This is a genomic window from Maricaulis sp. D1M11, from assembly GCF_047308265.1.
Taxonomy (GTDB): Bacteria; Pseudomonadota; Alphaproteobacteria; order Caulobacterales; family Maricaulaceae; genus Maricaulis.
In genome coordinates, this window is record NZ_JBKQWY010000007.1 from 173,408 (window position 1) to 199,289 (window position 25,882).

General features: G+C 59.7%; 23 protein-coding genes. 14 read left to right on the forward strand and 9 right to left on the reverse strand.

Annotated elements, in window-relative coordinates; translation table 11 throughout:
- Positions 1 to 3 precede the first annotated feature (3 nt).
- From RMQ97_RS11790 to RMQ97_RS11805, 4 genes are all read left to right on the forward strand, one after another.
- Entirely contained in the window at positions 4 to 258 is a 255-nt protein-coding gene (locus RMQ97_RS11790) for a hypothetical protein (RefSeq protein WP_413661081.1), read from the forward strand.
- The gene (locus tag RMQ97_RS11795; protein ID WP_413661082.1) at positions 258 to 2,468 is read left to right on the forward strand and encodes a 3-hydroxyacyl-CoA dehydrogenase NAD-binding domain-containing protein; all 2,211 of its coding nucleotides are present in this window, start codon (positions 258 to 260) and stop codon (positions 2,466 to 2,468) included. The genes RMQ97_RS11790 and RMQ97_RS11795 overlap by 1 nt, the downstream gene beginning before the upstream one ends.
- A gap of 207 nt (positions 2,469 to 2,675) precedes the next feature.
- Positions 2,676 to 2,897, forward strand: a complete 222-nt coding sequence (locus RMQ97_RS11800; protein WP_413661083.1) for a hypothetical protein — start codon at positions 2,676 to 2,678, stop codon at positions 2,895 to 2,897.
- Positions 2,898 to 2,960: 63 nt separating this feature from the next.
- Entirely contained in the window at positions 2,961 to 4,262 is a 1,302-nt protein-coding gene (locus RMQ97_RS11805; RefSeq protein WP_413661084.1) for a serine hydrolase domain-containing protein, read from the forward strand.
- A 15-nt stretch (positions 4,263 to 4,277) separates the two neighbouring features.
- Here RMQ97_RS11805 and RMQ97_RS11810 read toward each other — a convergent pair whose 3' ends face one another.
- Together RMQ97_RS11810 and RMQ97_RS11815 are read right to left on the reverse strand one after the other, a co-directional pair.
- Positions 4,278 to 5,042: a DODA-type extradiol aromatic ring-opening family dioxygenase gene (locus tag RMQ97_RS11810; protein ID WP_413661085.1), complete on the reverse strand. Its 765-nt coding sequence runs from the start codon at positions 5,040 to 5,042 to the stop codon at positions 4,278 to 4,280.
- Complete coding sequence (locus tag RMQ97_RS11815) at positions 5,042 to 5,470, reverse strand: DoxX family protein (protein WP_413661086.1); 429 nt, start codon at positions 5,468 to 5,470, stop codon at positions 5,042 to 5,044. The genes RMQ97_RS11810 and RMQ97_RS11815 overlap by 1 nt, the downstream gene beginning before the upstream one ends.
- Before the next feature lie 218 nt (positions 5,471 to 5,688).
- Here RMQ97_RS11815 and RMQ97_RS11820 point away from each other — a divergent pair, with 218 nt between their 5' ends.
- The 3 genes from RMQ97_RS11820 to RMQ97_RS11830 all read left to right on the forward strand — a co-directional run bounded on the left by RMQ97_RS11820 (position 5,689) and on the right by RMQ97_RS11830 (position 8,667).
- The gene (locus tag RMQ97_RS11820) at positions 5,689 to 6,579 is read left to right on the forward strand and encodes a LysR family transcriptional regulator (RefSeq protein WP_413661087.1); all 891 of its coding nucleotides are present in this window, start codon (positions 5,689 to 5,691) and stop codon (positions 6,577 to 6,579) included.
- A 90-nt stretch (positions 6,580 to 6,669) separates the two neighbouring features.
- The gene (locus RMQ97_RS11825) at positions 6,670 to 7,557 is read left to right on the forward strand and encodes a hypothetical protein (protein WP_413661088.1); all 888 of its coding nucleotides are present in this window, start codon (positions 6,670 to 6,672) and stop codon (positions 7,555 to 7,557) included.
- 24 nt (positions 7,558 to 7,581) lie between these two features.
- Entirely contained in the window at positions 7,582 to 8,667 is a 1,086-nt protein-coding gene (locus RMQ97_RS11830; RefSeq protein ID WP_413661089.1) for a tetratricopeptide repeat protein, read from the forward strand.
- A gap of 36 nt (positions 8,668 to 8,703) precedes the next feature.
- Here the strand turns inward: RMQ97_RS11830 and RMQ97_RS11835 are convergent, their stop codons facing one another.
- Both RMQ97_RS11835 and RMQ97_RS11840 read right to left on the reverse strand, forming a co-directional pair.
- On the reverse strand, positions 8,704 to 9,627 hold the full coding sequence (locus tag RMQ97_RS11835; RefSeq protein ID WP_413661090.1) for a thioesterase family protein: 924 nt from the start codon (positions 9,625 to 9,627) through the stop codon (positions 8,704 to 8,706).
- An 11-nt stretch (positions 9,628 to 9,638) separates the two neighbouring features.
- Positions 9,639 to 10,067, reverse strand: a complete 429-nt coding sequence (locus RMQ97_RS11840) for a transcriptional repressor (RefSeq protein ID WP_413661091.1) — start codon at positions 10,065 to 10,067, stop codon at positions 9,639 to 9,641.
- A 115-nt stretch (positions 10,068 to 10,182) separates the two neighbouring features.
- Between RMQ97_RS11840 and RMQ97_RS11845 the strand changes: the two genes are divergently transcribed.
- The 4 genes from RMQ97_RS11845 (at position 10,183) to RMQ97_RS11860 (ending at position 16,438) form a co-directional block, all read left to right on the forward strand.
- A complete protein-coding gene (locus RMQ97_RS11845; RefSeq protein ID WP_413661092.1) occupies positions 10,183 to 12,321 on the forward strand; it encodes a TonB-dependent receptor domain-containing protein in 2,139 nt (712 codons plus the stop codon).
- Between the two features lie 207 nt (positions 12,322 to 12,528).
- Positions 12,529 to 13,149: an OmpW/AlkL family protein gene (locus RMQ97_RS11850; RefSeq protein ID WP_413661093.1), complete on the forward strand. Its 621-nt coding sequence runs from the start codon at positions 12,529 to 12,531 to the stop codon at positions 13,147 to 13,149.
- Between the two features lie 167 nt (positions 13,150 to 13,316).
- The gene (locus RMQ97_RS11855; RefSeq protein WP_413661094.1) at positions 13,317 to 14,102 is read left to right on the forward strand and encodes a SapC family protein; all 786 of its coding nucleotides are present in this window, start codon (positions 13,317 to 13,319) and stop codon (positions 14,100 to 14,102) included.
- A gap of 122 nt (positions 14,103 to 14,224) precedes the next feature.
- Positions 14,225 to 16,438 (forward strand): protein-disulfide reductase DsbD family protein, encoded by a 2,214-nt coding sequence (locus RMQ97_RS11860; RefSeq protein WP_413661095.1) that lies wholly within the window; start codon positions 14,225 to 14,227, stop codon positions 16,436 to 16,438.
- On the opposite strand, the gene RMQ97_RS11865 is transcribed toward RMQ97_RS11860, so the two are convergent.
- The gene (locus RMQ97_RS11865; protein ID WP_413661096.1) at positions 16,435 to 16,896 is read right to left on the reverse strand and encodes a hypothetical protein; all 462 of its coding nucleotides are present in this window, start codon (positions 16,894 to 16,896) and stop codon (positions 16,435 to 16,437) included. The genes RMQ97_RS11860 and RMQ97_RS11865 overlap by 4 nt on opposite strands.
- A 208-nt stretch (positions 16,897 to 17,104) precedes the next feature.
- On the opposite strand from RMQ97_RS11865, the gene hisS reads away from it, so the two are divergent.
- A complete protein-coding gene (gene hisS, locus RMQ97_RS11870; protein WP_413661097.1) occupies positions 17,105 to 18,586 on the forward strand; it encodes a histidine--tRNA ligase in 1,482 nt (493 codons plus the stop codon).
- A 253-nt stretch (positions 18,587 to 18,839) separates the two neighbouring features.
- Here the strand turns inward: hisS and RMQ97_RS11875 are convergent, their stop codons facing one another.
- Positions 18,840 to 20,000 carry a hypothetical protein gene (locus RMQ97_RS11875; RefSeq protein ID WP_413661098.1) on the reverse strand — a complete coding sequence of 387 codons (1,161 nt, stop codon included), beginning with the start codon at positions 19,998 to 20,000 and terminating at the stop codon, positions 18,840 to 18,842.
- A 318-nt stretch (positions 20,001 to 20,318) separates the two neighbouring features.
- Here RMQ97_RS11875 and RMQ97_RS11880 point away from each other — a divergent pair, with 318 nt between their 5' ends.
- The gene (locus RMQ97_RS11880) at positions 20,319 to 20,525 is read left to right on the forward strand and encodes a hypothetical protein (protein WP_413661099.1); all 207 of its coding nucleotides are present in this window, start codon (positions 20,319 to 20,321) and stop codon (positions 20,523 to 20,525) included.
- Positions 20,526 to 20,583: 58 nt separating this feature from the next.
- On the opposite strand, the gene RMQ97_RS11885 is transcribed toward RMQ97_RS11880, so the two are convergent.
- The 3 genes from RMQ97_RS11885 to groES all read right to left on the reverse strand — a co-directional run bounded on the left by RMQ97_RS11885 (position 20,584) and on the right by groES (position 24,751).
- Positions 20,584 to 22,563: a S9 family peptidase gene (locus RMQ97_RS11885; protein ID WP_413661100.1), complete on the reverse strand. Its 1,980-nt coding sequence runs from the start codon at positions 22,561 to 22,563 to the stop codon at positions 20,584 to 20,586.
- 198 nt (positions 22,564 to 22,761) lie between these two features.
- The gene (gene groL, locus RMQ97_RS11890; protein ID WP_413661101.1) at positions 22,762 to 24,408 is read right to left on the reverse strand and encodes a chaperonin GroEL; all 1,647 of its coding nucleotides are present in this window, start codon (positions 24,406 to 24,408) and stop codon (positions 22,762 to 22,764) included.
- A 55-nt stretch (positions 24,409 to 24,463) separates the two neighbouring features.
- Positions 24,464 to 24,751 carry a co-chaperone GroES gene (gene groES, locus RMQ97_RS11895; protein WP_413661102.1) on the reverse strand — a complete coding sequence of 96 codons (288 nt, stop codon included), beginning with the start codon at positions 24,749 to 24,751 and terminating at the stop codon, positions 24,464 to 24,466.
- 272 nt (positions 24,752 to 25,023) lie between these two features.
- On the opposite strand from groES, the gene RMQ97_RS11900 reads away from it, so the two are divergent.
- A complete protein-coding gene (locus tag RMQ97_RS11900) occupies positions 25,024 to 25,692 on the forward strand; it encodes an OmpA family protein (protein WP_413661103.1) in 669 nt (222 codons plus the stop codon).
- The last annotated feature ends 190 nt before the right edge of the window (positions 25,693 to 25,882 follow it).

The window sequence follows — 25,882 nt, forward strand, 5'->3', positions numbered from 1 at the left end:
GGCATGACCGAAGAGACCGATAAGTCGTCGACGTCGGAGGACAATCTTCTCGCAGCGGGTCTGCCGCTGGGGCTGCCCACCGGCATCATGCTGGGCGTCATGTTCGGCCTGACCCTCGACAATCTGGCTATCGGAATCTCGCTGGGGGTCGCGTTTGGTGTGTCGCTCTCTCTTGCTTTTGGGAGCGCCCGTATCGCGGCAAAAAAGAAATCGCAGGAAGCCGAGGCAACAGACGCTTCCGATGAGGAGAAATCCTGATGAAGAACTTCACATTTGAACTCGACAGCGACGGCATTGCCCTTGTCACTTTTGACAGCCCGGGCAAGTCGATGAATGTCATTTCCGCGGACGTCATGGACGATTTCGTGGAGCTCACCGAAAAAATCAAATCCGATGATGCCGTCAAGGGCGTCGTCCTGACCTCCGGCAAGTCGGCCTTCTGTGCGGGCGCAGACCTGTCTGAACTGGGCGGATCTTCCGAGGAACTGGCCAAGCTTCCCGAAGACGAGATGAAGGCCAAGCTCTTCGAGCAATGCTACCGTCTCAACAAGACGCTGCGTGAGCTGGAAACCTGTGGCAAGCCGATCGCGGCCGCGATCAACGGTCTGGCACTGGGCGGTGGTTTTGAAATCACCATGGCCTGTCACTACCGCGTGATGCCGACAGACAATTCCAAAGCCAAGCTGGGACTGCCCGAAGCCATGGTCGGCGTTCTGCCGGGCGGTGGCGGCACGCAGCGCCTGCCGCGCCTTGTCGGTGTGATGAATGCCGCGCCGATTCTCCTGCAGGGCAAGCAACATGATGGCCCTTCAGCCCAGGCCCTGGGTATTGTTCATGCCACCGTGCCGTCAGAGGAACTGGTGTCCAAGGCCAAGGAACTGGTCAAGGAAGATCCGATGAACGCCACCCAGCCCTGGGATGCGGACAAGTTCAAATTCCCGGGCGGCGGCCCTTACCACCCCGCCGGTGCGCAGGTGTTTGGTGCAGCCTCTCCGATGCTGCGCAAGAACACCTACGGCAATTACCCGGCCCAGCGCTACATCCTGTCGTGCGTGTATGAAGGTGCCCAGGTGTCTATCGATCAGGGTCTGCGGATCGAGAGCCGGTATTTCACCAAGCTTCTGCTGCGTCCGGAAAGCCGCAACATGATCCGCTCCATCTTCCTGTCCAAACAGGCATTGGAAAAGGGTGGACGTCGCCCGGCCAGCCAGGAAAAGGCCGATGTGAAGAAGGTTGCCGTCATCGGGGCCGGCTTCATGGGCGCGGGCATTGCGACGGTCACGGCCCAGGCCGGTATCGAGGTCGTGCTCATCGACGCGACACAAGAAGGGGCCGACAAGGGCAAGCAACACGTTGTCGATCATTTCGCCAAGGGTGTGAAGCGCGGCAAGCTGAGCCAGGACAAAGCCGACGGCATGGCGGCCCTGGTCACGCCGACCACCGATTATGGTCTTCTCTCTGACGTGGATTTGGTGATCGAGGCCGTGTTCGAGAACTCGGATCTCAAGAACAAGATCACTGCAATGGCTGAAGAGGTCATTCCGGAAAACGCGGTCTTTGCGTCCAACACCTCGTCCATTCCAATCACCGGTCTGGCCAAGGCGTCCAAGCGTGAGGACCAGTTCATCGGTATCCACTTCTTCTCCCCGGTGGAGAAGATGATGCTGGTCGAGATCATCATGGGTGACAATACCGGCGATTACGCCCTGTCCCGTGCGATCGACTATGTCACCAAGATCAAGAAAACCCCGATCGTGGTGTCCGATACCCGTGGCTTCTACGCCAATCGCTGCGTGATGCGCTTTATCGGTGAGGGCATGAACATGCTGTCCGAAGGCGTGAACCCGGTTCTGATCGAGAATGCCACACGCATGGCCGGCATGCCGGTGGGGCCGTTGTCCCTGCAGGATGAGGTGGCTCTGGATCTGGGTGTGAAACTCATCAAACAGACCAAGGCGGATCTGGGTGATGACTACACGCCGAGCCCGACGGAGCCGATCCTGTTCAAGATGGTGGAAGAGTATGAGCGTTTTGGCCGCAAGAACGGCAAGGGCTTCTACGATTATCCTGCCGAGAAAGGCCAGCCGAAGCGTCTGTGGCCGGAGCTCGAGCAATTTGCCCCGAACGGCAAGTATGCTGAAGATCAGCCCTCGGCTGACGAGATCAAGGACCGTATTCTTTTCACTCAGGCGCTCGAAGCCGCGCGCTGCATGGAGGAAGAGATTGTTGTCGATCCGCGTGAGGCCGATGTCGGTTCCATTCTCGGATGGGGTTTCGCGCCCTATACCGGTGGTGCCCTGTCCTACATCGACACCTATGGCGCAGCGGCGTTTGTGAAGCGGGCGGATGAGCTCAAGGCCCAGTACGGCGAGCAATTTGACGTGCCGGCCCTGTTGCGCGAAATGGCCGAGAAGGGCGAGACCTTCTACGGACGTTTTGCTCCGGCTGAGGCTGTTGCTGCTGAATAATCAGGCATTTGCCCTGACAGATCCGAGGGCCGTCCGGCAGGGCGGCCCTTTTTCTTTGCAAATGAAGTGGTTGCCGGAGCCATAATAAAATCATGCCGGGCGCTCATACCATATGAGGTGCAATTAACCTTTTCGGGCGGTTGTATGCGCGCGTTAATACGCTCTTAACTCTTGCCGCGCTCGGCACCTGTCCATCGAGGAGGCCTCATGCCCCGTCCAATTCGTGTCATCCTGAAAGATGCATCGACCTGGTTGACTCTGGGGTTGTCCTGCGCGGCTGTATTGATCCTGTCGATCTGGGCCATGATGGCCGTTATGCAAAGCCAGTCCGATGATGCCCGCCTGCGCAAAAATTACGGCACCGTCTCGACCGGCGTTCTGACCGCTGAAGGGGCGACCGCGCAAACCACGCGAGCCATTGAGCGCTAGCGTCATCATCGACCATTCATGTTGATGTTGTAGATCTCTTGTCTGGCAAGTTCCGAGGGTCTCATGTTGCGTGTTCTAGCAATTATAGTCGGTGTTGTGGTTGTGGCGATCGGCGCTTTGGCCGCGTGGTCCTATCCGGTCTGGGGTGGTTGGGGGGCTTGGCACGCCATGCCATCTGGCGATGCGCCGCGCTCGCACTATGTGGCGGACCCGGCCTTTGCCCGGACCGGGGCGGCGGCTCTGGATGCGCTTGTCGATCACCGCGACCAGCACGGTTTCCCCGCCCTGACCGCAGCCGTCTCGCTTGATGGCGAGCTGGTCTGGTCCGGTGCCGTGGGTTGGTCCGATCTCGAGCAAGAGCAGGCGGCTGGCCGCGATACAGCCCTCCGGATCGGTTCCACCTCAAAGGCTGTGACGGCGACTTTGCTGGCGCGCCTGGTCGATCGCGGCGAGATCGCGTTGGATACGCCAATCGGTGAGCTGGGCGTGGACTGGCCCAATACGGCCTGGGCTGTGCTCACACCGCGCCGACTGGCATCACATACGGCAGGCCTGCCCGGCTATGACACCAATACCGACCGGGCCGGACAATGGCAGACCCTGTGTGGTTGCCGACGTTATGAGAGCGTGGCCGACAGCCTGGCCATTGTTGATGGTTCGGACCTTCTCTTCGAACCGGGCGCAGACTTCGCCTATTCCAGCTTTGACGTGAACATACTGGGTGCCGCGCTGGCTGAGGTCGCGGGCGAGACCTATCTTGACGCGCTCGATACTCATGTCTTCTCGCCGCTGGGACTTGCGCAAAGCCGCGGTGCCGAAGTCGATCCGTCGAACCCGGACCGGGCTGAATTTTATCAGATCCAGCACGGGCAGGCCCGGTTGTGGAAGCCCTTCGATCTGAGCCAGCGCTGGCCTGGAGGGGGGCTGGTGTCGACCTCAGAGGAGTTGGTGCAGATTGGGGGAGCCTGGCTGGATGAAGACTTCATTTCGGCGCAGACGCGGCAGGCTTTCTGGACTCCCCAACCGCTCGATGACGGGACGGTCAATGAACAAAATTATGCGATCGGATGGCGGTACGCCCCGGAGGCGAGCTGGCCCGGTGATGAGCGTTTGGCACTACCGTTCGCTCATCATGGTGGTGTCTCCAAGGGCGCAATGAGCTGGTTGGTCGTGTATCCCGATGTCGGGCTTTCCGTGGCGGTGAACATCAATACCCGGGCCGAGACGTTTGCGGACTTCGCAGCGGTTGAAGATGTCATCACCAAACTGTTTCTCGACAGCCTCGTCCAGCAGGGACGGGTCGCCGGCCCCTCAAATGCCGACGCGGACGCCAGTAGAGACGACGATACAAGCGCCGGCGGCTAGAGCACCGGCGCTTGTCTAGCCGAATTGCCAGATATCCATGGACAGCGCACCGCGAGACCATGACGTATGGAGACAGGTGCCCGGGCGACCCGGGGCGACAGCCATCGCCAGCAAAAGCGGGCGGATATGCTCCGGTGTGGGATGATTGCGCTGGGCATGGGGCAGCCCGCGCCAGGCTTTGACGGCCTCCAGGTCACCGGTCTCCAGATAGGGCAGAATGGCGTCCCGAAACTCGATGGCAAAGGCCGGACTCGGAGCCGTCTCGGCCTCGCGCAGACTATCCATCAATGAGTGGGTCAGTGAGCCCGACCCGATGATCTGTACGTCCAGCGTCGTGACGAAGTGTGACAGGGCTTCGCCCAGCGCGATAGCGGCGTCATCGCTGGTGATCGGCAGGCTGATCTGGATCACCGGGACATCCGCCTTGGGTCGCAACAGGGCCATGGGAATCCAGGCCCCATGATCTCGACCGCGTCTGGGGTTGAGCACTGTCTCGACACCTGTTTGTGTCAAGTGCTCAGCCAGCTGGCGCGCGAGTGCCGGTGCGCCGGGGGCAGCGTATATGGCCTGGTTCAGGACCGGATCAAAGCCACGGAAATCGTGAATGGTTTCCAGTCGCTCACCCGATGTGATCTCGACACGGTGACTCTCCCAGTGCGCTGAGACGATGACGACCGCGTCGGGAGCGCTCGGCATCAAGCCTGTCAGGGCGCGATGCGCCGGGGTGTCGCGAAGCAACACATCCGGCGCACCATGGGAGATGAAAAGCGGCGGGCGCATCAAGAGGCCAGGGCTTGCGGCAGAACCGGCAGGCGCGGAGCTTTGAGAGCCAGCGGGCCAGAGCCCAGAACGGCTTGGGCGGCAACGGTCGTGATCAGATAGACCGGGAATTCCCAGCCACCGCCTTCAGCGGAGAACACCCAGCCATTGGGCAGGTGGACAAAGCTGGCACCGATCACGACGGGCAGCAGAGCCAGTGAGGTGATGCGTGTATAGACACCGGCGATCAGGAAGGTGCCGCCACCGATTTCTGCGAGAATGGTCAGATAGGCAAAAAAGCCCGGAAAGCCGAGGCTTTCGAAAAAGCCGACAGTGCCTGCCGGGGTGTAGACGAGAAGTTTCAGAAGGCCGTGGGACAGGAAGAGAATTCCCAGGCTTACGCGAAGAAGTGTGATGCCGTAGGGGGCGTATTGGTCAGTGCGGGACATGGTCTTGCTCCAGTTGTGTTCAGGTCCGGTCTCGCCGGACGCCCTGGATATGACATCGTCCCAGAAAGAAGATAATCCGTCAAAAAGCGCTTTGAAATTTCCAAATTGGAATTAATAGACGTGTATCATTTATGCGTGTTCCCTATTCTGCGCTGGATTTCGCTACAGCTCGGCATAGGTAGAGGTCTGACAGCAGATCTCTTGCCGGGAGAGAAAGAATGGACCGTATCGACGCTTTGCGCCTGTTTACCCGCGTCGCGGAGCTGGGAAGTTTCACACAGGCTGCCGCTCATGAGGCAATGACCCCGGGGGCGGCCTCCAAACAGATCACGGCCCTCGAGGGGCGCCTGCAGACCCGCCTGCTGGAACGGACGACCCGGTCTGTGCGCCTGACCGATGCGGGTGCTGCACTGCTTGAACGGGTGCGTCCTTGGCTGGATGAATATGAGGCGCTTGAAGACGGTTTGTCGGAAGATCGCGCCGCGCCGGCAGGCCTTCTGCGTATTTCGGCACCCGTGGATTTTGGCGCCCGCCGTCTTGTCGGTCCGATCGCAGAATTCATGGCGCGCTGGCCCAAGGTAGAGGTGCGACTCGATCTGACGGACCGGATGGTCGATCTGGTCAATGAGGGGCTCGATCTGGCTATCCGGATCGGCAATCTGCCCGATAGTGCGCTGATCGCACGCCAGCTGGCGCCCGCCTGTATGACGACTTATGCCGCACCCGATTATCTTGAACGCGCGGGCACGCCGCGCCACCCTGATGATCTGGCAGACCATCAGTTCATTCTGGACCGCAATAAACCCACGCCGACACGGCTGAAATTCACCAAGGGTGATGAGACCGTGGAGGTCCGGGTGTCAGGGCGTCTGTCGCTCAATGGTGCCGTTCCTGCCGCCCGGGCCGCAGAACATGGTGTGGGGATCGGGTGTTCACCCAGCTGGGCCGTGGACGATGCCTTGCAGGCCGGCTCTGTGGTGACCGTTCTGCCAGACTGGCAGCCGGATCATCGTGACCTTTGGGCCGTCTTCCCGTCCAACCGGTTCATGACCCAGCGGGTGCGATTGTTTGTCGATCATCTGGCGGAGTGTTTCCGCGACGGGATCTGACACAGCCTCGACTTGTTCAGGTGACGGTCATGTCGTCATGCGATATTGTGGCGAAATCTTGATCAGCTGGCTGCAAGTGCGGGGACACACATGCGCGCTCTCTATCTTTCTGTTCTGGCCGGACTTTTCGTCTCGGCCTGCACCACCACGGGTACGTCAGGCCCGTCCGATCTGGGCATGGGTGACACATCCAGCCCGGCGACCGGGTTTGGCATTATTGCCCGGGACTACTCCGATGATCCGTTTTTTGGCTATCAATTGCGGAGCCCGGATGGCTGGGATGCCGAGCTGAGTTTTGTTGACGGAGAACGTGTGCCGCAGGTGGATATGCAATTGGGCCAGGGCGGTCCCCTCGAGGAAACGGTCAGGCTGGATATCGCCATGCCCTATCTGGCAGATGGGCAGCGTCGCTATCACGGCACCACGCGTGATGGTCGCGATGTGTCGGTCTCCTTACAGGCTGGTCCGTGTGATGCAGAGCGTTCAAGCCATTTCGCGCGGGTCGAAATCGGCGACACCGTTCTGGAGGGCTGTGGCCGGGAAGTGGCGTCAATCGACAGGTGGTCGAACTATCTCATGACGTATCTGCCCGCGATTGATCTGTGCTTGGGCGAGGTTGGCCCGGCCGCACGCCATGTCTCGCTGGCCTATCCCATCGGTGAGAATACGGGTGTGCGCATCGTCGATGGTGAGGACGCGACCTGGGAATGCGTGACACGCGACGCGGATGATGCCGTCAATTCTGTGCGCATGCTGGATGCTGCGGACGTGATTTTTGGCGAGGGCGATCCGATTTTTGTTCGTCGACGTGTTCCGGATGTGGGTTCTGATTGTTACGCCTACGAGACTGTGCGCCGGGCGAATGGCGAGCTGATTGGCGCGTTCGGGCACGAAGTCTGTGATCTGGGTTCAGGCCCGGTCAGTCAGTCCCAGCCGCTGAACGCGCTAGGCAAGCTCGCGCGATTAACTGCGTTTTAAGCGAAGCTGGCGCACGCCAGTCTCATGAGACATTCAGTTGTGACACGTTTGCGTCAGGCGAGAACGGGGATGGCCGCTCTCGTGCTGTGTACCGCCATGATCATGGGCACCCCCGCGGGAGCCGAGGTCACCGATGTGCGCAGCTGGCAGTCCGGCGAGCGGGCCCATGTCTGGATCGCCTTCCTGCAACAGCCACGCCTGGTCCGCATGGAGGACCGGCCCGGCCTGGTGCGTCTGGAATTGTCCAATGTCCGCGACGTTACCCGCTTGATCTCACCATCGGACAATCAATGGCTTGCGGCCGTCACGCTGGAACCCTTGCCCGATGGCATGCTGATCGATTTGACCCCGTCGGGCGCCTGGACCGGTCTGGATGTCGAGGTGCGGCAAGGGGGTGTATTGCTGAGTTTCAGCCCGTCCGACAGCTCGGCGCCCCGCGTGTCATCGCAGACTTTGACGATTGATCCCGTGCCGGCGTCTCACTCAGACCAGATCGCGTCCATGCCGGGCGCTACTCCTGCACCACGGCCCAGCGTGTCCGATCGTGTGCGCACTGGGCCATCTTCGACTGCACCGCAGGGCAGTCGCGTGCCTACAGGTACCGATCGACGTACCCCAGCACGCTTGACCCCATCGTCCGGGGCTGCATCAGCGGTACGGTCGAACGAGCCTGCGCCTGCTTCTACACCGCCCGCTCGAGAATCCTCCGGGACCACACCAGGATCTCACATTGTCAATGATCTCAGCGATGCCGCCGCCGCAGCCGAGCGCCATGTTCAAGCGACCCAGGATCCGGCAAGCCGGGTTGTCGATACCTGTTCTGAGGCGGCATCGGCCGTAGCAGCCGATCCATGGGATGACCGATTGCTAGAACAGCACGCGACCTGTCTGGTCAATGCAGGCGAGTTGAACGCCGCCGCGGAAATCTACGCCCAGATCCTGGCGTTTGAGCCGGAGAACTATGAGGCGGCCGTCGCTCTTGCGGAAATCCTGCACAGCCAAGGTGATGTGGAAGGTGCGCGAAATCTCTACTTCCAGGCCGCCGGCCATGCGCGTTCAGATTTCGAGGCGGCACAGGCCCGCGAACAAGCCCGGACGCTGGGCCAATAACGCCGATAATCTCAACCTGATTACCTGAGGCGTGGGTTAGACACCCAGTCCGGACAGGCAGCGTGCCTGCAGTCCGGCCAGGATTTCGGGTGTCGCCGGAGCCAGTTTGCGGGCCTTCAGATCCATGGGCGCAGCCACCCCTTCACAGGTCCACCAGGGTTTGCCGGTATTGGGATCAAGAACCCAGTGAACAAGTCGCCGGATCTTGTCGCTGGCCTCCACCAGTCCGGACCGGATAACATAACCGTCTCCCGCGCGTGGCCAGCGGCGTGGCAGAATGCGCGTCTCTAGGAGGGCGGAGGCCGTTGCGAGTTCGCCGCCATCGCGATGCGCGTCCCATTCTTCGGGAAACGCACCCCGGAAATGAATGACACTGTCGGATATCCGACCGATCAGGCCGTCGATACTCATGCGGCCGAAGACATCCATATCGCCGGGTTGAAAGCGGCCGCGACCAATGGTTTCCAGCTTCAGTGCGTCGGCTTTTTCCAGGCTGGGTTGTGCGAGCGGCCGGTCTTCGCGGATCCCCCGTGGGCGGGCAAAATCGGGAGTTTCGACACCCAAAAGGTCGGCATGGCGATGGAAACGACGCGGCCAGGGAAAGCTGTGCGTGTGGCGCGGATCGGCGTGGCGAATGCGCATGCGATAGGTCGCGGCCGGTGTTTCCGCCGCCGCATGCATCATAATCATGAGCACATCGGCATCGCTCTCGCGGATCTCGGTGAAGCCGCCCAGAATCGTCAGCGGCACGCCGGGGCGCGCTTCGGCCAGAAAGCGGATATGGATGGCATCGGGGATCAATGTCGCGGTGGCGTTCTCGCGGCGCACAGCACCCAGACCGGCTGCATCGCCCAGATTGGCCAGGGCTTCATCGGCCTTGGCGATGTAATGGCGCACATTCATATGCCCCAGTTCATCACATTCCCAGGCATTCGCATTGCCGCGCCAGAGCTCGATCACAGGGCCGCCCCTTACTGATGGCAGTTACCGCATACACCAAAATGTTCGACAACCGAGCGCTCGACCTTGAAGCCCTTGGGCTTGTGTCCCGGCTCGAGACTGCCGTGTACTTCCTGCACATGACCGCAGTCGGTACAGATGTAAAGCTCGGCGCCACCACAGGCATGGCTGTGCGTGCAGCCGACAAAGGCATTGAGCGCCTCGATCTTGTGCACGAGGCCCAGTGACATGAGGAAATCCAGCGCCCGGTACACCGTTGGCGGCTTTGCCGAGCCAGGGCCGGGCTTGAGGGATTCCAGGAGGTCATAGGCCTTCACCGGGCTGTTGGATTGCAACACCAGTTCAAGCACATGCCGACGCACGGGTGTCATGCGTTCGCCGCGCTCCAGGCAGAGCCGATCTGCGGCCGCGAGGGCCTGGGAGATAGAATCACTCGTCATCTGTCGCATATTTAACGATGCCCACGGGAATTTCATCCCCCCAACCCCTTGCGCGATGGGGAGATGTTATAATATCACCGCATCTGAATGTAACTTTGTAACGTTTGAGGGGGCCATGCGCCATCTGCTTGCTACTACGGTTCTGAGTTCGACGGCTCTCGTCGCTCTGTCCGTTCCGACCTTCGCCCAGGATGGGGATCCGGTGGAGGATGTGATCGTTGTGACGACGTCGCCCCTGGGTGTCAGCCTGGATGAAGCGGTCGGCTTTGTTGACGTGGTCGACCAGGACCATATTGAAGAACACCTCAGCGGTTCCATCGCCGACACGATCGCTCATGAGCCGGGTGTGTCGACGACATTCTTTGGCCCCGCCGCCAGCCGCCCGGTCATTCGTGGCCTGGGTGCGGATCGTGTTCGCATCCTCGTCAATGGCGTGGACTCGATCGACGCCTCCTCCAACAGCCCCGACCACGCTGTGGCCAGTGAGGCTCTGGAAGCTGAACGTGTCGAGATCCTTCGCGGACCGGCTGCGATCGCCTATGGGGGTGGTGCGATCGGCGGTGTCGTGAACGTGATTGATGGTCGCATTCCTGAAGGCCCGGTGGACGGTGTGGTTGACGGACGTCTCTACGCCCAGACCACCAGTGTTGATGAGGGTGAAAACCTGGCAGGCCGCGTCCGTTTTGGTGCGGGCAATTTTGTCTTCAATTTCGATGGTGTCTATCGGGATGGCGACGACTATGAAATTCCGGGTTTCGCCGAGTCCGAAATCGCACGACTTCTTGAGGAAGCCGAAGGCGATCACGATGATGATCATGACGACGATCATGACCATGAGGACGAGGAAGAAGCCTACGGAACGGTCGAGAATTCTCGCTATCGTTTCGAGACCTTCTCCGGTGGTATGTCGTGGATCGGTGAAAACGGGTTCTTTGGTGTGTCGTACAAGACCACGGAAGCCAATTACGGCGTTCCGGGTCATCATCATCATCATGAAGAAGACGAGCATGATGACGACCATGACGATGACCACGATGATGATCATGAAGATGATCACGATGACGAACACGGTGAAGAAGAAGAGCTGGTTAGCATCGATCTCGAGCAGACCCGCTACGACATCCGTGGTGAAATGCGCAATCTCGGCGGAACGTTCGATCGTGTGAAGTTCGCTGCAGGTTTTGGCGACTACGAACATACCGAGTTCGAAGGTGACGAGACCGGAACGATCTTCTCCAACGAGGGCTGGGAAGTGCGTGTGGAAGGCGGCCTGGCTGAACGGGAGTTCCAGGGCGGTGTTCTCGATGGTGCGGCGGGCCTCCAGGTTTCCAGCCGTGACTTTGCTGCGATCGGTGAGGAAGCGTTTGTCCCGGCTTCTGTGACGGATGAGTGGGGCGCTTTCCTGCTCCAGCGCTGGGATCAGGGCCAATGGGGACTCGAAGGCGGCCTGCGATATGGCAGCCATGATGTGGAAACCGCATCAATCACGCGCGATTTTGAAACGATCAGCGCGTCGGGTTCGGTCTTCTTCCGTCCTGCTGACAATGCCTTTGTGTCCGTGACACTGGCCCATGCTGAACGGGCGCCGACCGATGTCGAGCTGTTTGCGGAAGGTCCACATATTGCGACCAATAGCTTTGAAGTGGGTGATGCAAACCTCGATACAGAGTCTGCACTCTCGCTCGAGCTTTCCGCTCGTTTCCGCCGCGGTGACTGGACGTTCGAAGGCGCTATCTTCACAGCCGAGTATGATGGTTTCATCGAAGCCTTCGCGACGGGTGAAGAGGAAGACGAGCTCCCGGTGTTCGAATATCGGCAGGAAGATGCGAGCCTGTCCGGCTTTGAAGGCCGGATTACCGGACCGGTTTATGCCGGTGATGGTTGGGTTGTGAATTCCGAGCTGACCGCTGAATATGTGAATGGCGAGCTAGACGGTGGCGGCAATCTGCCGCGTATCCCGCCGCTCACCCTTAGCGGTGGTCTGGAGCTCGAGCTGACCGATCATGCCTTTGGTGTGGATGTGACCTGGGCAGATGTCCAGGACGAGGTCTCCGAATTCGAAAACAAGACCCAAAGCTATGTGCTGGTCGATGCTGGATGGACTTATTCCGGTCTGGCGGACCATGGTCTGCGTTTCATTCTGCAGGGTCGTAATCTGACGGATGAGGAAGCACGCGTGCATGCCTCATTCCTGAAGGACCAGCTTCCTCTGCCGGGCCGGAATGTCCGTGCCGCTGTCATCTTCGATTTCTGATCGTTGAAAATTCGCGGGCGGGTCTCGGACCCGCCCCGATCATTCCTGGTGGGTCTGTCTCTTCCGCTTCCCCAGTTACTCGCCAGGTGTTCAATGTGCGTCAGCCTGCCGCGCGGCAGGCTGACGCGCGGCGAAACGCACACTTTTCCTTTTCTCCCGCGGGCGTACAAAGGCCCTAGTTAATTTAGGGACGAAAGGGTTGGTTCAATGAAAACCATTCTTCTAGGCGCATCTGTTCTCGCTGTTCTGGCTGGTGCTCCAGCCTTTGCAGAAAAGGGTGATTGGCAAGTTCGTGTGCGTGCCTTGGGCGTATTGCCGAATGAGAGTGCCGATATCGACACAATTGGTGGGGATGCTGACATCTCCGACAGCCTGGTGCCGGAACTTGATATCACCTATTTCCTGTCTGATGCCTGGGCGGCCGAGCTCATCCTGGGTGTCACGCCGCACGATGTGTCTGCCGTGGGCACGGCGCTGGGCGATGTGGATCTGGGCGATGTGACCCTGCTCCCGCCGACCTTGACGCTGCAATACCATTTCAATCCGGACGGCCAGTACCGGCCTTATCTGGGGGCGGGCGTCAACTACACGCATTTCTTCAACGACGATCTTCCGGGCAATAGCGCCCTGACGTCCATCGAATATGATGACAGTTTTGGTCTGGCTGCACAGGCGGGTGTGGACATCGTGGTGTCCGAAGACTGGTTCTTCAACATCGATGTCAAATACGTCGATATTAACACCGACGTGACCATCAACGGCGCAATCAATGCCGATGTCGACATTGATCCCGTGCTTTTTGGCCTGGGTTTCGGTCGCCGCTTCTAAGCCCCGTCGACGGGCGTCGCAGACCCTGTGTTTGCAACTTCCAGCCGGGCTCCGTTTGCGGGGCCCGGTGTTTTCATGTGACATTGCAGTTAACGTCTGCGTGCCTGCGTTGATGGCTGAAATTCTTTCGGCTAATACCGCATTGAAACACAATGGGGGTTCTCACCATGGCTGATACTGGAAGCGTCGAACCGCGGCTGACGGGCAATGTTCCGCTCTACAAGAATGTGGAGCCGCTCAACCGCCAGAAGCACAAGGGCTGGGGCGTCAAACAAGCGGATCGTCCGTTTGACTTCTTGAAAGAAAATCATTTCGTTCCGGCGATCGCGGGTGAGTTTGCCCGGGCCTGCGCCAGCTATCCGGTGATTTTCCTCGGGGATCGTCGTATGCCGGTCATCGTCATGGGTCTGCGGAACGGTCAGAACTTTTTCGTCGACACCAACGGCCAGTTCGATGCCGATCACTACGCTCCTGCTTACGTGCGTCGTTATCCGTTCGTGAGCGCTGCAAGTGCGGATGGACAACCGTCCACCGTTTGCATTGACGCCGCAGCGAATTTCGTTGTCAGCGACAATCCCGAGCAGCCCTTCTTCGATGATAAGGGTGAGCCGACGCAATATACCCAATCTGCCATCGAGTATGTCTCTGCGTTTGAATCTGACGTCGCGAAGACCGAGGCCTTTGTTGAGCGCCTTGTGGCTCTGGACCTTTTCGAAGAGAAGACGGTCAATGTGGCCAATCCGCAAGATCAGGACAATCCGATCAAGGTTGCTGAGTATTGGGGGATTGCTCCGGCCAAGCTGGCCGCTTTGCCCGCAGATACCGTCGCCGAAATGAACCAGAATGGTGAGCTGGGCGCGATCTATGCCCATCTGGCATCTTTGAATAACTGGGAACGCATCCTGCGTCGCGCCTCTCAGGAAGGTGCAGCCCAAGCGCCGGCCCAGGCCTGAACCTGACCAATCCGGTTTGATGAATTCGAAACGGCGGTGACCCAGGGTCCCGCCGTTTTCTTTTGCGCAAGACGTTCCGGGTCAGTTGGTGTGGCATGTCCTGTGAAGAACCTGATCTGCGGATGCTGCTGACATTGTCTTCACGTCTGCGCGAGATACGTCGCGTTTTGAAGGCTTTCGGCTTAGGTGATGGCCAGCAATCAATCTGGGAGCGCTCTATGCGTGTGTGGAATTTCGTCACTCTTGTTGTTCTGGGCCTGATGGCTTCGGTTCTTGTGTCGCCGGCAACGTCGGCACAGCCGGGCTGGGGGTCTTCCGAGCCGATTGTGACCACCACGCTGATCAGCGACCATGAGGCGGTTGAACCCGGCCAGACGGTCTGGATCGGTCTTCATCAGCTCATGCCCGAAGGCTGGCATACCTATTGGCGCAATCCAGGCGATGCCGGTGCGCCCGTTCAGATTGACTGGGTTCTGCCGGATGGAGTGACCCTGGGAGAGGTCCAGTGGCCGGTCCCCGAACAACTGCCCCTCGGCCCAATCATGGACTATGGCTACAAGGGAGAGCTGGTCCTGCCGATCGCTCTGACCATAAGCGAGAGCTTTGCGGGAGAGCGTCTCTCTTTGACGGGCGAGGCGTCCTGGCTGGTTTGCGAGGAAATCTGCATCCCTGAACTGGGTTCTATCGCGCTCGATCTGGATGTGGGGTCCGCGCGCATCGATGGCGCAGCTGCCGCCGAAATCGAGCGCTTCCTTGAGCGGCGTCCGGACCCTGCAAGGGCGACAGAGATCGCACGTTTTGCCCGTTCGGGCGACGGCGTGATTCTAGCGTTGGAGGGCGACCGCTTTGCGGCGGACCTGAACGATCTGTACATCTTCCCTCATGATCAAGGGCTGATCGCTCATGCGGCATCCCAGAACGTGTCTCGCGTCGAGCAGGGGTATGAGGTCCGCCTGACCGCAGATTATCTCGAAGCCGGCGCGGCACGCGGTTTTGTTTTGTCCTTCGAGGACATGTCGGGTGAGGCCCGGGCGGTAGAGGTCATGGCGACCTATGATGCCGATTTGGAAAGCGCCGTGAATGTCACTGGCGGCGGTCGCCTCGCTGCAAACGGTTCGAGTGTTGCGCCCAACCTGTTTGTTCTGTTTGTGCTCGCCTTGGGTGGTGGTCTGATCCTCAACCTCATGCCGTGCGTGTTTCCCGTCCTGTCGATCAAGGTCCTGCACATTGTCGGATCCGCTCATGAACACCCGGCCGTCTTGCGTTTGCACGGTCTGGCCTTCTTGGTCGGAGTGATCGCAAGTTTTGTGGGGCTGGCTGCCATTCTTTTGGCTTTGCGGGAGTTTGGCCTGCCCCTGGGATGGGGTTTTCAGCTTCAAGTTCCCATCGTGGTTGCCGTTTTGATCGTGCTGTTGTTTGCCATCGGGCTCAACTTGCTCGGTGTGTTCGAGGTCGGCACCTCGCTACAGGGCGTCGGGTCCAGCCTGGCGGACGGCAACAGTGTGCGCAGTTCCTTCTTTACGGGTGTCCTGGCTGTTGTCGTCGCAGCGCCCTGTGTTGGGCCGCTTGCCGCTGGCGCGTTGGGCCTTGCCCTGACGCAACCGGCCTGGGTGATGTTGATGATCGCGGCCGCTTTGGGGCTAGGACTTGCGGCTCCATTCCTGCTGTTCAGCCTGGTTCCCGGCTTGCTCCGTTTCCTGCCGCGTCCGGGCGCCTGGATGGAGACGTTCAAGCAATTTCTGGCCTTCCCGATGTTCGCGTCCGCGCTCTGGCTGATCTGGGTACTCTCCTTCCAGTCGGGCTCCAACGGGGTGTTGCTGGTCGGGATCGCTCTGGTCGCGCTCGCGTTTGCGGTCTGGGCCCTCAAACAGGGCGGTGTGGTCTGGAAAGGCCTGGCGGCGGTGTCCGCGGTGATCCTCGTTTTGTCCACCGTTGGCGTGGCACGATTGCCGGTGGCGGGATCGACCCAGAGCGTGGCGAGCGGCGAAGAGGTGTGGTCCCGGGCGCGCGTTGCCGAGCTTCAATCTGAAGGGCGGGCCGTGTTCATTGACGTGACAGCCGCCTGGTGTGTGACGTGTCAGGTCAACAAGATCCGTGTCTTGAATACGCAGGAGGTGATCTCGGCGTTTGATGCGGCAGGTGTGGTGCGGATGAAGGCGGACTGGACCAATCGCAATGATGAGATTGCCGCGTTGATCGAGGAGCATGGCGCGGCGGGTGTCCCGCTATACATCTTCTATCCTGCTGATGGCGGTGAAGCAGCCATTCTGCCGTCAGTTCTGACGCGTGACGAGGTCGAACGCGCGATCCGTGCAGCCACGGGCGTCAGCGCCTAGCCGCCACAATCGCGAACGCGCAATGTGGCGGGCAGATCTGCCTCGGTATCAACGGAGGGTGCGATATCCTCCGCATCACGCATCAGCTCGACAAGGGATCGATAGAGCCGGGCTTGTTCGCCACCGGTCTGCGCGGATTGCAGGCCTTCCAGCCGACGATTGGCGTCTTGGGAGATGCCGCGGAAAATGCAGCGCAAATCTGACGGGCCACCCGAGCTGTCGATCACGCGGCTCAGCCGCAGGCTGTCGGCCGCAAACTGTTCCAACTCGAACGCAAACGGGTCTTCGATATCGATGACATCGGCCGGGCTGGCCGGGCGAGCTGCCAGACGCTGGGCGCGGATGTGGGCTTCTTCGCGCAAATCGCTGGCAAAGTCTGCCAGATCCTGTCCGGGGCCCGCCATCGCCGGGGCGGAAAGCGGGACGAGGGCCGCAAGGGCCAGAAGAAGCTGTTTCATACGCACGACCTTTACACGACACGACCGGATGGCTCCGGCGGGATCAGACTATATCCAAAGCTTTGTGGATTTCTGAATCAAGCCCATGCGCCATGTTTGGCCCGGGATTGCTGGTGAAATGACTGGCCAGTTGCGCCTGGAGACGCCATTTAGGGCGTTCCTTTCGACGACAGGGGCTGAACAGGCCCGTTTCAACCGGAGACAGATGATGAGCGCGAAGAAACCCTTCCGTCCCAAGGCGCGTCGCCCGCGTGGATTTGAAGACCGGACCGGTGCGGTCCTGCGTGCCGAACATCATCTCGTTTCCGCGGCAACGGCTGTCTATGACCAGTGGGGTTTTGAGCCGCTGATGACGCCGGCGTTTGAATATGCCGAGGCACTTGGGAAATTCCTTCCGGATGAAGAACGGCCAAACGAAGGTGTGTTCGCTCTGGAGGATGATGACGGTCAGTGGCTGTCGCTGCGTTATGATCACACCGCGCCGCTGGCCCGGTTTGTTGCCGAGAATTTCCAGACGCTGAACAAGCCCTATCGTCGCTATCAGGCGGGCGATGTCTGGCGCAATGAAAAGCCCGGACCGGGACGGTTCCGCCAGTTTGTGCAGTGTGACGCCGATACGGTGGGCACGGCCAGCCCGGCCGCCGATGCCGAGATGATCGCGCTGGCTGCGGATGTCATGCGCGCTGCCGGTCTCGATGATGGCGAATACGCCATTCGGGTCAATGATCGGCGGATTCTGGACGGTGTGCTCGAAACGATCGGGGCCAGTGAACCGGAACGGCGTATGCGTGTTTTGCGCGCGGCAGACAAGTTGGATCGACTGGGCCGCGAGGGAGTGGCTGCGCTCCTGGGTGAGGGCCGCAAGGACGAGTCCGGCGATTACACCGAGGGCGCCCAGCTCGACCCGGCGGGTATTGACGCCGTGCTCGATTTTCTCGCCGCAGGCGGTGGCCGCCGGGACGAAGTGATTGGACGTCTGGAACCCCTGGTCGGCGGATCCGAAACGGGCCGGGCCGGGCTGTCAGCATTGAGTGAGATCCACGATATCCTGGCCGCGATTGGCGTGGACGACAGCCGGGCCGTGTTCGATCCGTCCATTGTGCGCGGTTTGGGCTATTACACCGGACCTGTGTACGAGGCCGAACTCCTGGCGACGGCGCACTATGATGATGGCAAGCCCATTCAGTTTGGATCTGTTGGCGGTGGCGGTCGTTATGACGATCTGGTCGCGCGTTTTACCGGCCAGGCCGTTCCTGCAACCGGGTTCTCTTTTGGTGTAAGCCGGTTTGCGGCAGCATTGTCGGCCCTGGGGCGTACGGGAGACCAGGCGGAGCGTCCGCTCCTGATTGTGGTGGCTGCCGAGAAAGACCAGTCAGCCGAGTATCTCAAGGTCGCGGCGCAATTGCGTGCCGAAGGGTGGCGCGCCGAGGCTTTTGTTGGGACGGGCAATATGGGCAAACAGCTCAAATATGCGGACCGACGTGATGCGGCCGCCGCCATCATCATTGGATCTGATGAGCGAGAGGCCGGTGAGGTGACAATCAAGGATCTTCGTCTGGGTCGTGAGCTGGCCGCTAATATCGAGGACAATCGGGAGTGGCGCGAATCCCAGCCGGCGCAGGTCCGGGTGGGACGAGAGGCGCTTGTCGGGGCGGTCTCCGAGATCATCCAGAGGTGGTCCCAACATTAAGGCGGGATGAAATCTCACTGATTTTATTGCCGTATACAAAATTTCCTTGTCACAAAACACTTGACGCGCCCCGTGTGCTACGTCAACTTCGCGACAGGACCGGGCCTGACCGTCCAGTCCTTGGCGTTTCGGGGAGGAGACGCCCTTTATCGACCAACCGTTAATTAAGGGGCTGGCAGCTGCCAGCCCCTCTTTTTTTGTCCGCATACGGCAGAGTTAGTGAAAGGCCCCATGCCGGGGCGGACCGGGTTCATCACTCGTCTTCATTCTCGATGATGATTTCGAAGCGGCGCTCGCCCGCTTCATCGTCCAGAATCACGACGCGCTGTTCACCGTCGAGTTCAATAATGCGCTCACCGCCATTTTCGTCACCGAATCGCAAGATCCGATAGCCATGCGCTTCCGCGCCACCGGCCCGATGGGAACCGCCGGCCAGGCGTTCGGCTTCCAGCTCGTTGAGCCAGCGGGTCAGGTCTTCACCGGTCTGTTCCTCACCATCGATCCAGACACGACGGCGACCGTCTGAATTCTCCTCGATGCGAATGTCACGGCCGTCCCGCGTGCGAGAGGCACGACGGTCCTCATGCCAGCGCATGATGCGGACCTGTTCGCGGTGGGCGTCGCGCATGGCCCGCTCAGCCTCACGATGGGCCCGTTCGACTTCAATCCGGATCTCACGCTCCATGGACGCATGTTCACGCGCGATTTCGGCGTGTTCTCGCGACACCTCTCGGAGTTCGATCTGAAGCTCGCGAGCATCCTCATGCAGCTCGATCTGCAGCTCAGCCATTTCCTCGCGCAATTCAAGCATGGCTTCGCGGATCTCGTCACGGGCTTCGGCGATTTCCTCGAGGGCCTCTTCCTGTTCCTCAGCTGAAAGCTCGTCCCAGTCATCACTGGTGATGATGTGCTCGCGGTCGAGCCCCGCGAGGGCCATTTCCAGGCCCGCCAAGACCGAGGTCTCAATGCCCTGAACGTCTACAACAACATTCATATCGCTCAGATTTTCGTGGAGTTGAGCGAGGTGTTCAGCACGTTCCGCAAAATGAACTTCAAAATGCGGGCCTTCGAATTCAAGGTCGCCGCTATCGAGAACACGGATTTCAGCGCCATCGACAACGACAATGCTATCGCTCTCAATGGCAACGCTCTCGCCATTGATGATGACCTGATTGCCATCAATGCTGATGCGTTCACCATTGACGATGATCTCTGAGGCATCTCCGTCCCGTTCGATGTGCAGGGTCCGGTCGCCGTTTTCACCCCGGATCTCGATAATCTGTCCGGAATCGGTCTGGTAGACGTGAGAGCTCGCGCCTACGAGCGTGAATGATTGAGTTTTCTCACCGTCGAGTGCGTAGGTGGCGGCCCCTGTCAGAGCAATGGCAGCAACACCGAGTAGAAGACGTTTCATATCCTGTCCCTCCTGAAAGCCTGGTCAGACTGCACCGCCCAGGATTACCGCGCCCGTGCATTCAACTGAATTTTTCGAAAGGCAAAAGCGAGGGGCGCTCATAGCTGAAAGGCAGGGTGACCGGGGTCGGGAGGTGGTCACCCTGCAGACTCAGAGTGGCGGGCGAGATCCCACCGATCGCGAAAGCACTTGAGTAAAACGCGACACACAGAGACTGACCGTCTGTGTCTGTCGCCCGTCTGTCAGCAGCATGACGAAATGGAAATGATATTTCAAGTGTGCGTAGGTAAACGAAAAATACTTGCGATATGCATTGAAATGACCGGCTCATGCGGGCGAGGATTGCGCCAGGCGTCCGGCCCCGCAGATCTAGTCGCTGGGGAAGAGGGCCATCGTCCCGCGCCCAGCCTGCCGGAATACGAGTACTGGGGCAGGGCGGTGATCATGTCTGACCCCGCCATTTTGCGATATGAAACGGTGGTCGTCTATTCGACCGTCAAGTTCGATACGCGGATTCCTGTGTGAGCGACCAAAAGAAAAGGCCCGCTCGGTCGAACGGGCCTTTCCGGAACACTGGTTGATCCTATTCAACTTCGGTTCGCAGATAGGTATCAAGGAAGTCCAGATAGGCTTCTGAGGCGGTAATACGGTTTTCGCGCCGCCGGAAGCCGTGTCCTTCGTCCGGGAAGAGAACATACTCAACCGGAACACCGTTCTGGCGGACGGCTTCGACCAGTTCATCGCTCTCGACCTGCAATACGCGCGGATCATTGGCGCCCTGGATGACCAGGAGGGGTCGGACCACATTCTCGGTGTGGAAGAGCGGGGAGATTGCGCGGTGGCGCTCGGCGTCGACGGCTGGATCACCCATTTCATCGTACAGAGACTCCCGGAAGGCTTCCCACCATGGCGGAATGCTTTCCAGAGTGCGGACCCAATTCGTTACGCCAAAGATATTGATCCCCACCTCAAACTCTTCGGGGTGGAAGGCCAGAGCCGCGGCAACAATATACCCACCATACGAACCGCCAATCACGCCGACCTGGTCGTCAGCGACCCAGTCGAGCGATCGCAGATAGTGTCCGGCCGCTACAATATCGCGCAGGTCTTCCTCACCATGACGACGATCATCCATGTGGAAGAAGGTTTTGCCATAGCCCGAAGAGCCGCGATTATTGGCCGCGTAGACCGCATAGCCATGGTTGACCAGATGCTGGATCGTCGCGGAATAGCCGATCCGTGACTGTCCACCAGGCCCGCCATGAACCCAGACCAGAGCCGGAACCGGGTTGTCAGCCGACGCGCCGTGCGGTCGATACATGATCCCGGGAATTTCGAGCCCGTCAAAACTCTCGAAACGCACCACCTCTGCGTCAACCATCTCCGCCTCGGTAATCGCGGGGTTGAGTGCATTGGTTAGTTGGGCATGATCCTGCGTCGCCAGGTTCACCACGTGAAGGTTGGACGGTGAGGTGGCGGCATTGATCAAGAAAGCGAGCTGGCTCTCATCCCGTGAGAAGCGAACCGACCGCAATTCACCGGCAGGAAGCTCGGGCAGAACCACATCGGCCCCGGTCTCCTGATCCAACAGCGTGACCTGTGTGGAGGCATCCGCATTGATGCCCGATACGCGGTAACGGCCGGATGGGGAGTAGCTGACAAAGCTCACATCCCAATCGGCTTCAATGAGAGGTGTGCGTTCCGCACTGGCGAGATCATAGACCCAGGCCTGGTTGAATTCACCAAACTCATTGGTGGCATAGACAAGCCCGCCACTGTCCGGCGTGAAGGTATAGGCCCCGTAGGCAATATTGCCCTCGTGTTCGGTAATGAGAGTCGGTGTTTTGTCATCAGACGTCAGATCTACCAGAAGAAGATCGCTGTCCGCAGAGGTACGTGGACGGACCAGGGCCAGCCAGCGACCGTTCGGGCTGACTGCACCGATCTGGAGAGCGTCTGTATTTTCAAAGACTGTAGAGGCTTCGAACGCGACTGTATCGAGCGCGATGATGTCGAAAGCGGCGGGGTCTCGCTCATTCGTACTGACCCACATATCCGAGCCATCCGGTGACCAGCCCAGGAAGCTGGCACGCACATTATCACCCGGGGTGAGGTCAACCAGGCGGCCATCTTCCTCGCGGAGATAGATATGGGTGAGCTCATTCCCTCCCTCATCGGCAGTGACCAGAATGCGGTCATCTTCAGGCAACCAGGAGAGGGCGTAGGTCGCGTTGGTGGTCGATGATGTGAGGGCTTCGCGCTCTCCGGTCGTGGGGTCGACAGCATAGGCGTTGAACACACCGGTTTCGTCCGAACTCATCAAAATCCGGCCGTCTTGCGAGAAAGAATGTCCGCCCGAGGACGCCATGCCAAAGGACGTCGTTTCATGGAAGGTCGCGGCTGAATGGGTCACACGAACAGAGCGGGTTTCCGCCGGGTCGGCGGTGACCCTGCTCTGCGAGGCCTGATCCTGCGTGGTTCCGGCATTTGTTGTTGTGGTCTCGCCGGCGGAGCACGCGGCCAAAGCGGCAGCGCTCACGGCTGTAAGAGCGATGTGTTTCATGAGGTGACCCTTTAAGTCCGATGGTCGTGAGACTTCCCGCAACCAGATTGACACATGACGCCCAAAAGAAAAGACCCGCTCCAAAGAGCGGGCCTTCGCTTAATCGGTCAGATGACCGGCATGATTACATCATGCCGCCCCCGCAGACCGGCTTTCCCGGTCTGCTCACCTTTCGATGATGGGCGGCTTTATGATGTTTTACATCATGCCGCCCATGCCACCCATTCCGCCCATGTCCGGCATGGCCGGAGCAGCGCCTTCTTCTTTCGGCGTATCTGCGACGGCGGCTTCGGTGGTGATCAGCAGAGAGGCAACAGAGGCCGCGTCCTGCAGAGCGGTGCGGACCACTTTGGCCGGGTCGATCACACCGAATTCCAGCATGTTGCCGTATTCTTCGGTCTGAGCGTTGAAGCCGAAGGTGATGCTGTCGTCTTCCATGATCTTGCCGACCACGATGGAGCCTTCAACACCCGCATTCTCAACGATCTGACGGATCGGGGCCTGCAGGGCACGGGCAATGATGGCCACACCCTGGGTCTGGTCGGCATTTTCGCCTTCCACACCGGCAAGCTTGCGGGAGGCGCGGAGCAGAGCCGTGCCGCCGCCGGTGACGATGCCTTCTTCCACGGCAGCGCGCGTGGCGTTCAGGGCGTCATCAACGCGATCCTTGCGTTCTTTCACTTCGATCTCGGTGGCGCCGCCAACCTTGATCACGGCAACACCGCCCGCCAGCTTGGCCAGACGCTCTTGCAGTTTCTCACGGTCGTAATCGGAGGAGGTTTCCTCGATCTGACGACGGATCTGACCCACGCGGGCTTCGATCAGCTCTTTCTCGCCGGAACCGTCCACGATGGTGGTGTCGTCCTTGGAGATCGTCACTTTCTTGGCGGTGCCGAGCATGTCGATGGACACGTTTTCCAGCTTGATGCCGAGGTCTTCAGAGACAACCTGGCCACCGGTCAGGATAGCGATGTCTTCGAGCATGGCCTTGCGGCGATCGCCGAAGCCCGGTGCCTTGACGGCTGCGATTTTCAGACCACCGCGCAGCTTGTTGACCACGAGGGTGGCCAGCGCTTCGCCTTCAACGTCTTCAGCGATGATGATCAGCGGGCGACCGGACTGAACAACGGTTTCCAGGATCGGCAGCATCGGCTGCAGGGAAGACAGTTTCTTCTCGTGTAGCAGGATGAACGGCTCTTCCAGGTCGGCGATCATCTTGTCCGGGTCCGTGATGAAGTACGGGGACAGATAGCCACGGTCGAACTGCATGCCTTCCACGACATCCAGCTCGGTTTCCAGGGACTTGGCTTCTTCGACGGTGATCACACCCTCATTGCCGACCTTTTCCATGGCGTGGGCAATGTCTTTACCGATCTGCGCGTCGCCATTGGCAGAGATCGTGCCGACCTGGGCCACTTCGTCAGAGGATTTGATCGGCGTGGATTGTGCCTTGATGTCCTCGATGATGATGGAGGTGGCCTTGTCGATACCGCGCTTGAGGTCCATCGGGTTCATGCCGGCGGCAACGGACTTCATGCCTTCGCGCACGATGGCCTGGGCCAGAACCGTGGCGGTCGTGGTGCCGTCACCGGCCACGTCATTGGTCTTGGACGCCACTTCGCGCAGCATTTGTGCGCCCATATTCTCGAACTTGTCAGCCAGTTCGATTTCCTTGGCCACAGACACACCGTCTTTGGTGGTGCGCGGAGCGCCGAAGGATTTTTCGATCACCACATTGCGGCCTTTCGGGCCGAGGGTGACTTTGACGGCGTTGGCCAGGGTGTCGACGCCGCGGAGCATGCGCTCGCGTGCGTCGGAGGAGAAAAGAACGTCTTTAGCAGCCATGTCGCTAACTCTCGTGTTTGGATTTGAAAGATGGAATCGCGAACCGGGCGGGGCCTTAGCCCATCACACCCAGAATGTCGGATTCTTTCATGATGATCAGCTCTTCGCCGCTGAGCTTCACTTCCGTGCCGGACCATTTGCCGAACAGGATGCGATCGCCGACTTTGACGTCCAGCGGACGAACGGAACCGTCATCCTTGATGGCACCACCGCCCACGGCGACGACTTCACCTTCTTGCGGCTTTTCCTGAGCTGAATCCGGGATGATGATCCCGCCAGCTGTTTTGGACTCTTCCTCGACGCGCTTCACCAGCACGCGATCATGCAGAGGACGAAAAGACATCTCTGTGCTCCAGTCAGAATAGGTTTCTATTCAGTCGGGAGGGTTTTAGCACTCACCCCCATCGACTGCTAATAGCGGGCAGATAAGCGGCTGGAGCGGGGGCGTCAAGGTGAGTCGGGTGAGATTCCCGTCGACGGATGACAGCCCTTTAAGGGGTAGTCACACTGGGTTCATTTGCGCGACACTAGGTTCGCGTCTAAGTGATGAACGGAAATGCAACCGAGCCTGCCAGTCAGGCGCATCGCTGACGCGTAGAGATTGAGGACGAGTCCATGAAGTACCGTTTTGCCATTATGGCCGTTTCGGCCCTTGCCGTCACGGCATGCACCACGACCGACCCGTATACGGGCGAGACCCGCACCAATAACACTGCGCGTGGCGCACTGATCGGTGCCGCCGCCGGTGCGGCTCTGGGTTATCTGACCAACACGTCTGACAGCGATGAGGGCCGCACCAACGCCCTGATCGGTGCCGGCATCGGCGCCCTGGCGGGTGCCGGGATCGGCAATTACATGGACCGTCAGGAAGCGGCCATGCGTGAAGCGCTCAGCGAGAGTGGCGTGGGCGTGCGCCGCGAAGGTAATGATCTTCTGCTGATCATGCCGGGTGACATCACGTTCGACACCAATTCCTCGTCGATCAAGCCGCAATTCTACAACATCCTGAATGATGTGTCCGGCATTCTGAACCGCTATCCCGCGACCTATGTCGACGTGATCGGTCATGCCGACAGCACCGGCGCGGCCGACTATAACCAGACCCTGTCCGAACAGCGTGCCTCTTCTGTGGGGGGATATCTGATCGCTCAAGGCGTTCTGGCTGACCGTTTCTACATTGCGGGTCTGGGTGAGCGCTCTCCGATCGCCTCCAACGACACCGCCTATGGTCGCGAGCAGAACCGTCGGGTGGAAATCCGCATTCGCCCGCACACCATGTCCTAGGACGGGCCCGCGGATCGAATGATCTGCGATGAGCTCAAATAAAAATGAAAGGCGGTCCCCTGGGGGCCGCCTTTTTCATAAAATATCACCTGTGGAGAGGCTGTGTCAGGCATTCGTTAACCAAAGGACAAGGGCACCCAGTTCAAGTTAACCTTCCGACAAGAAATGTGATTCGACTGACGAAGGTCTG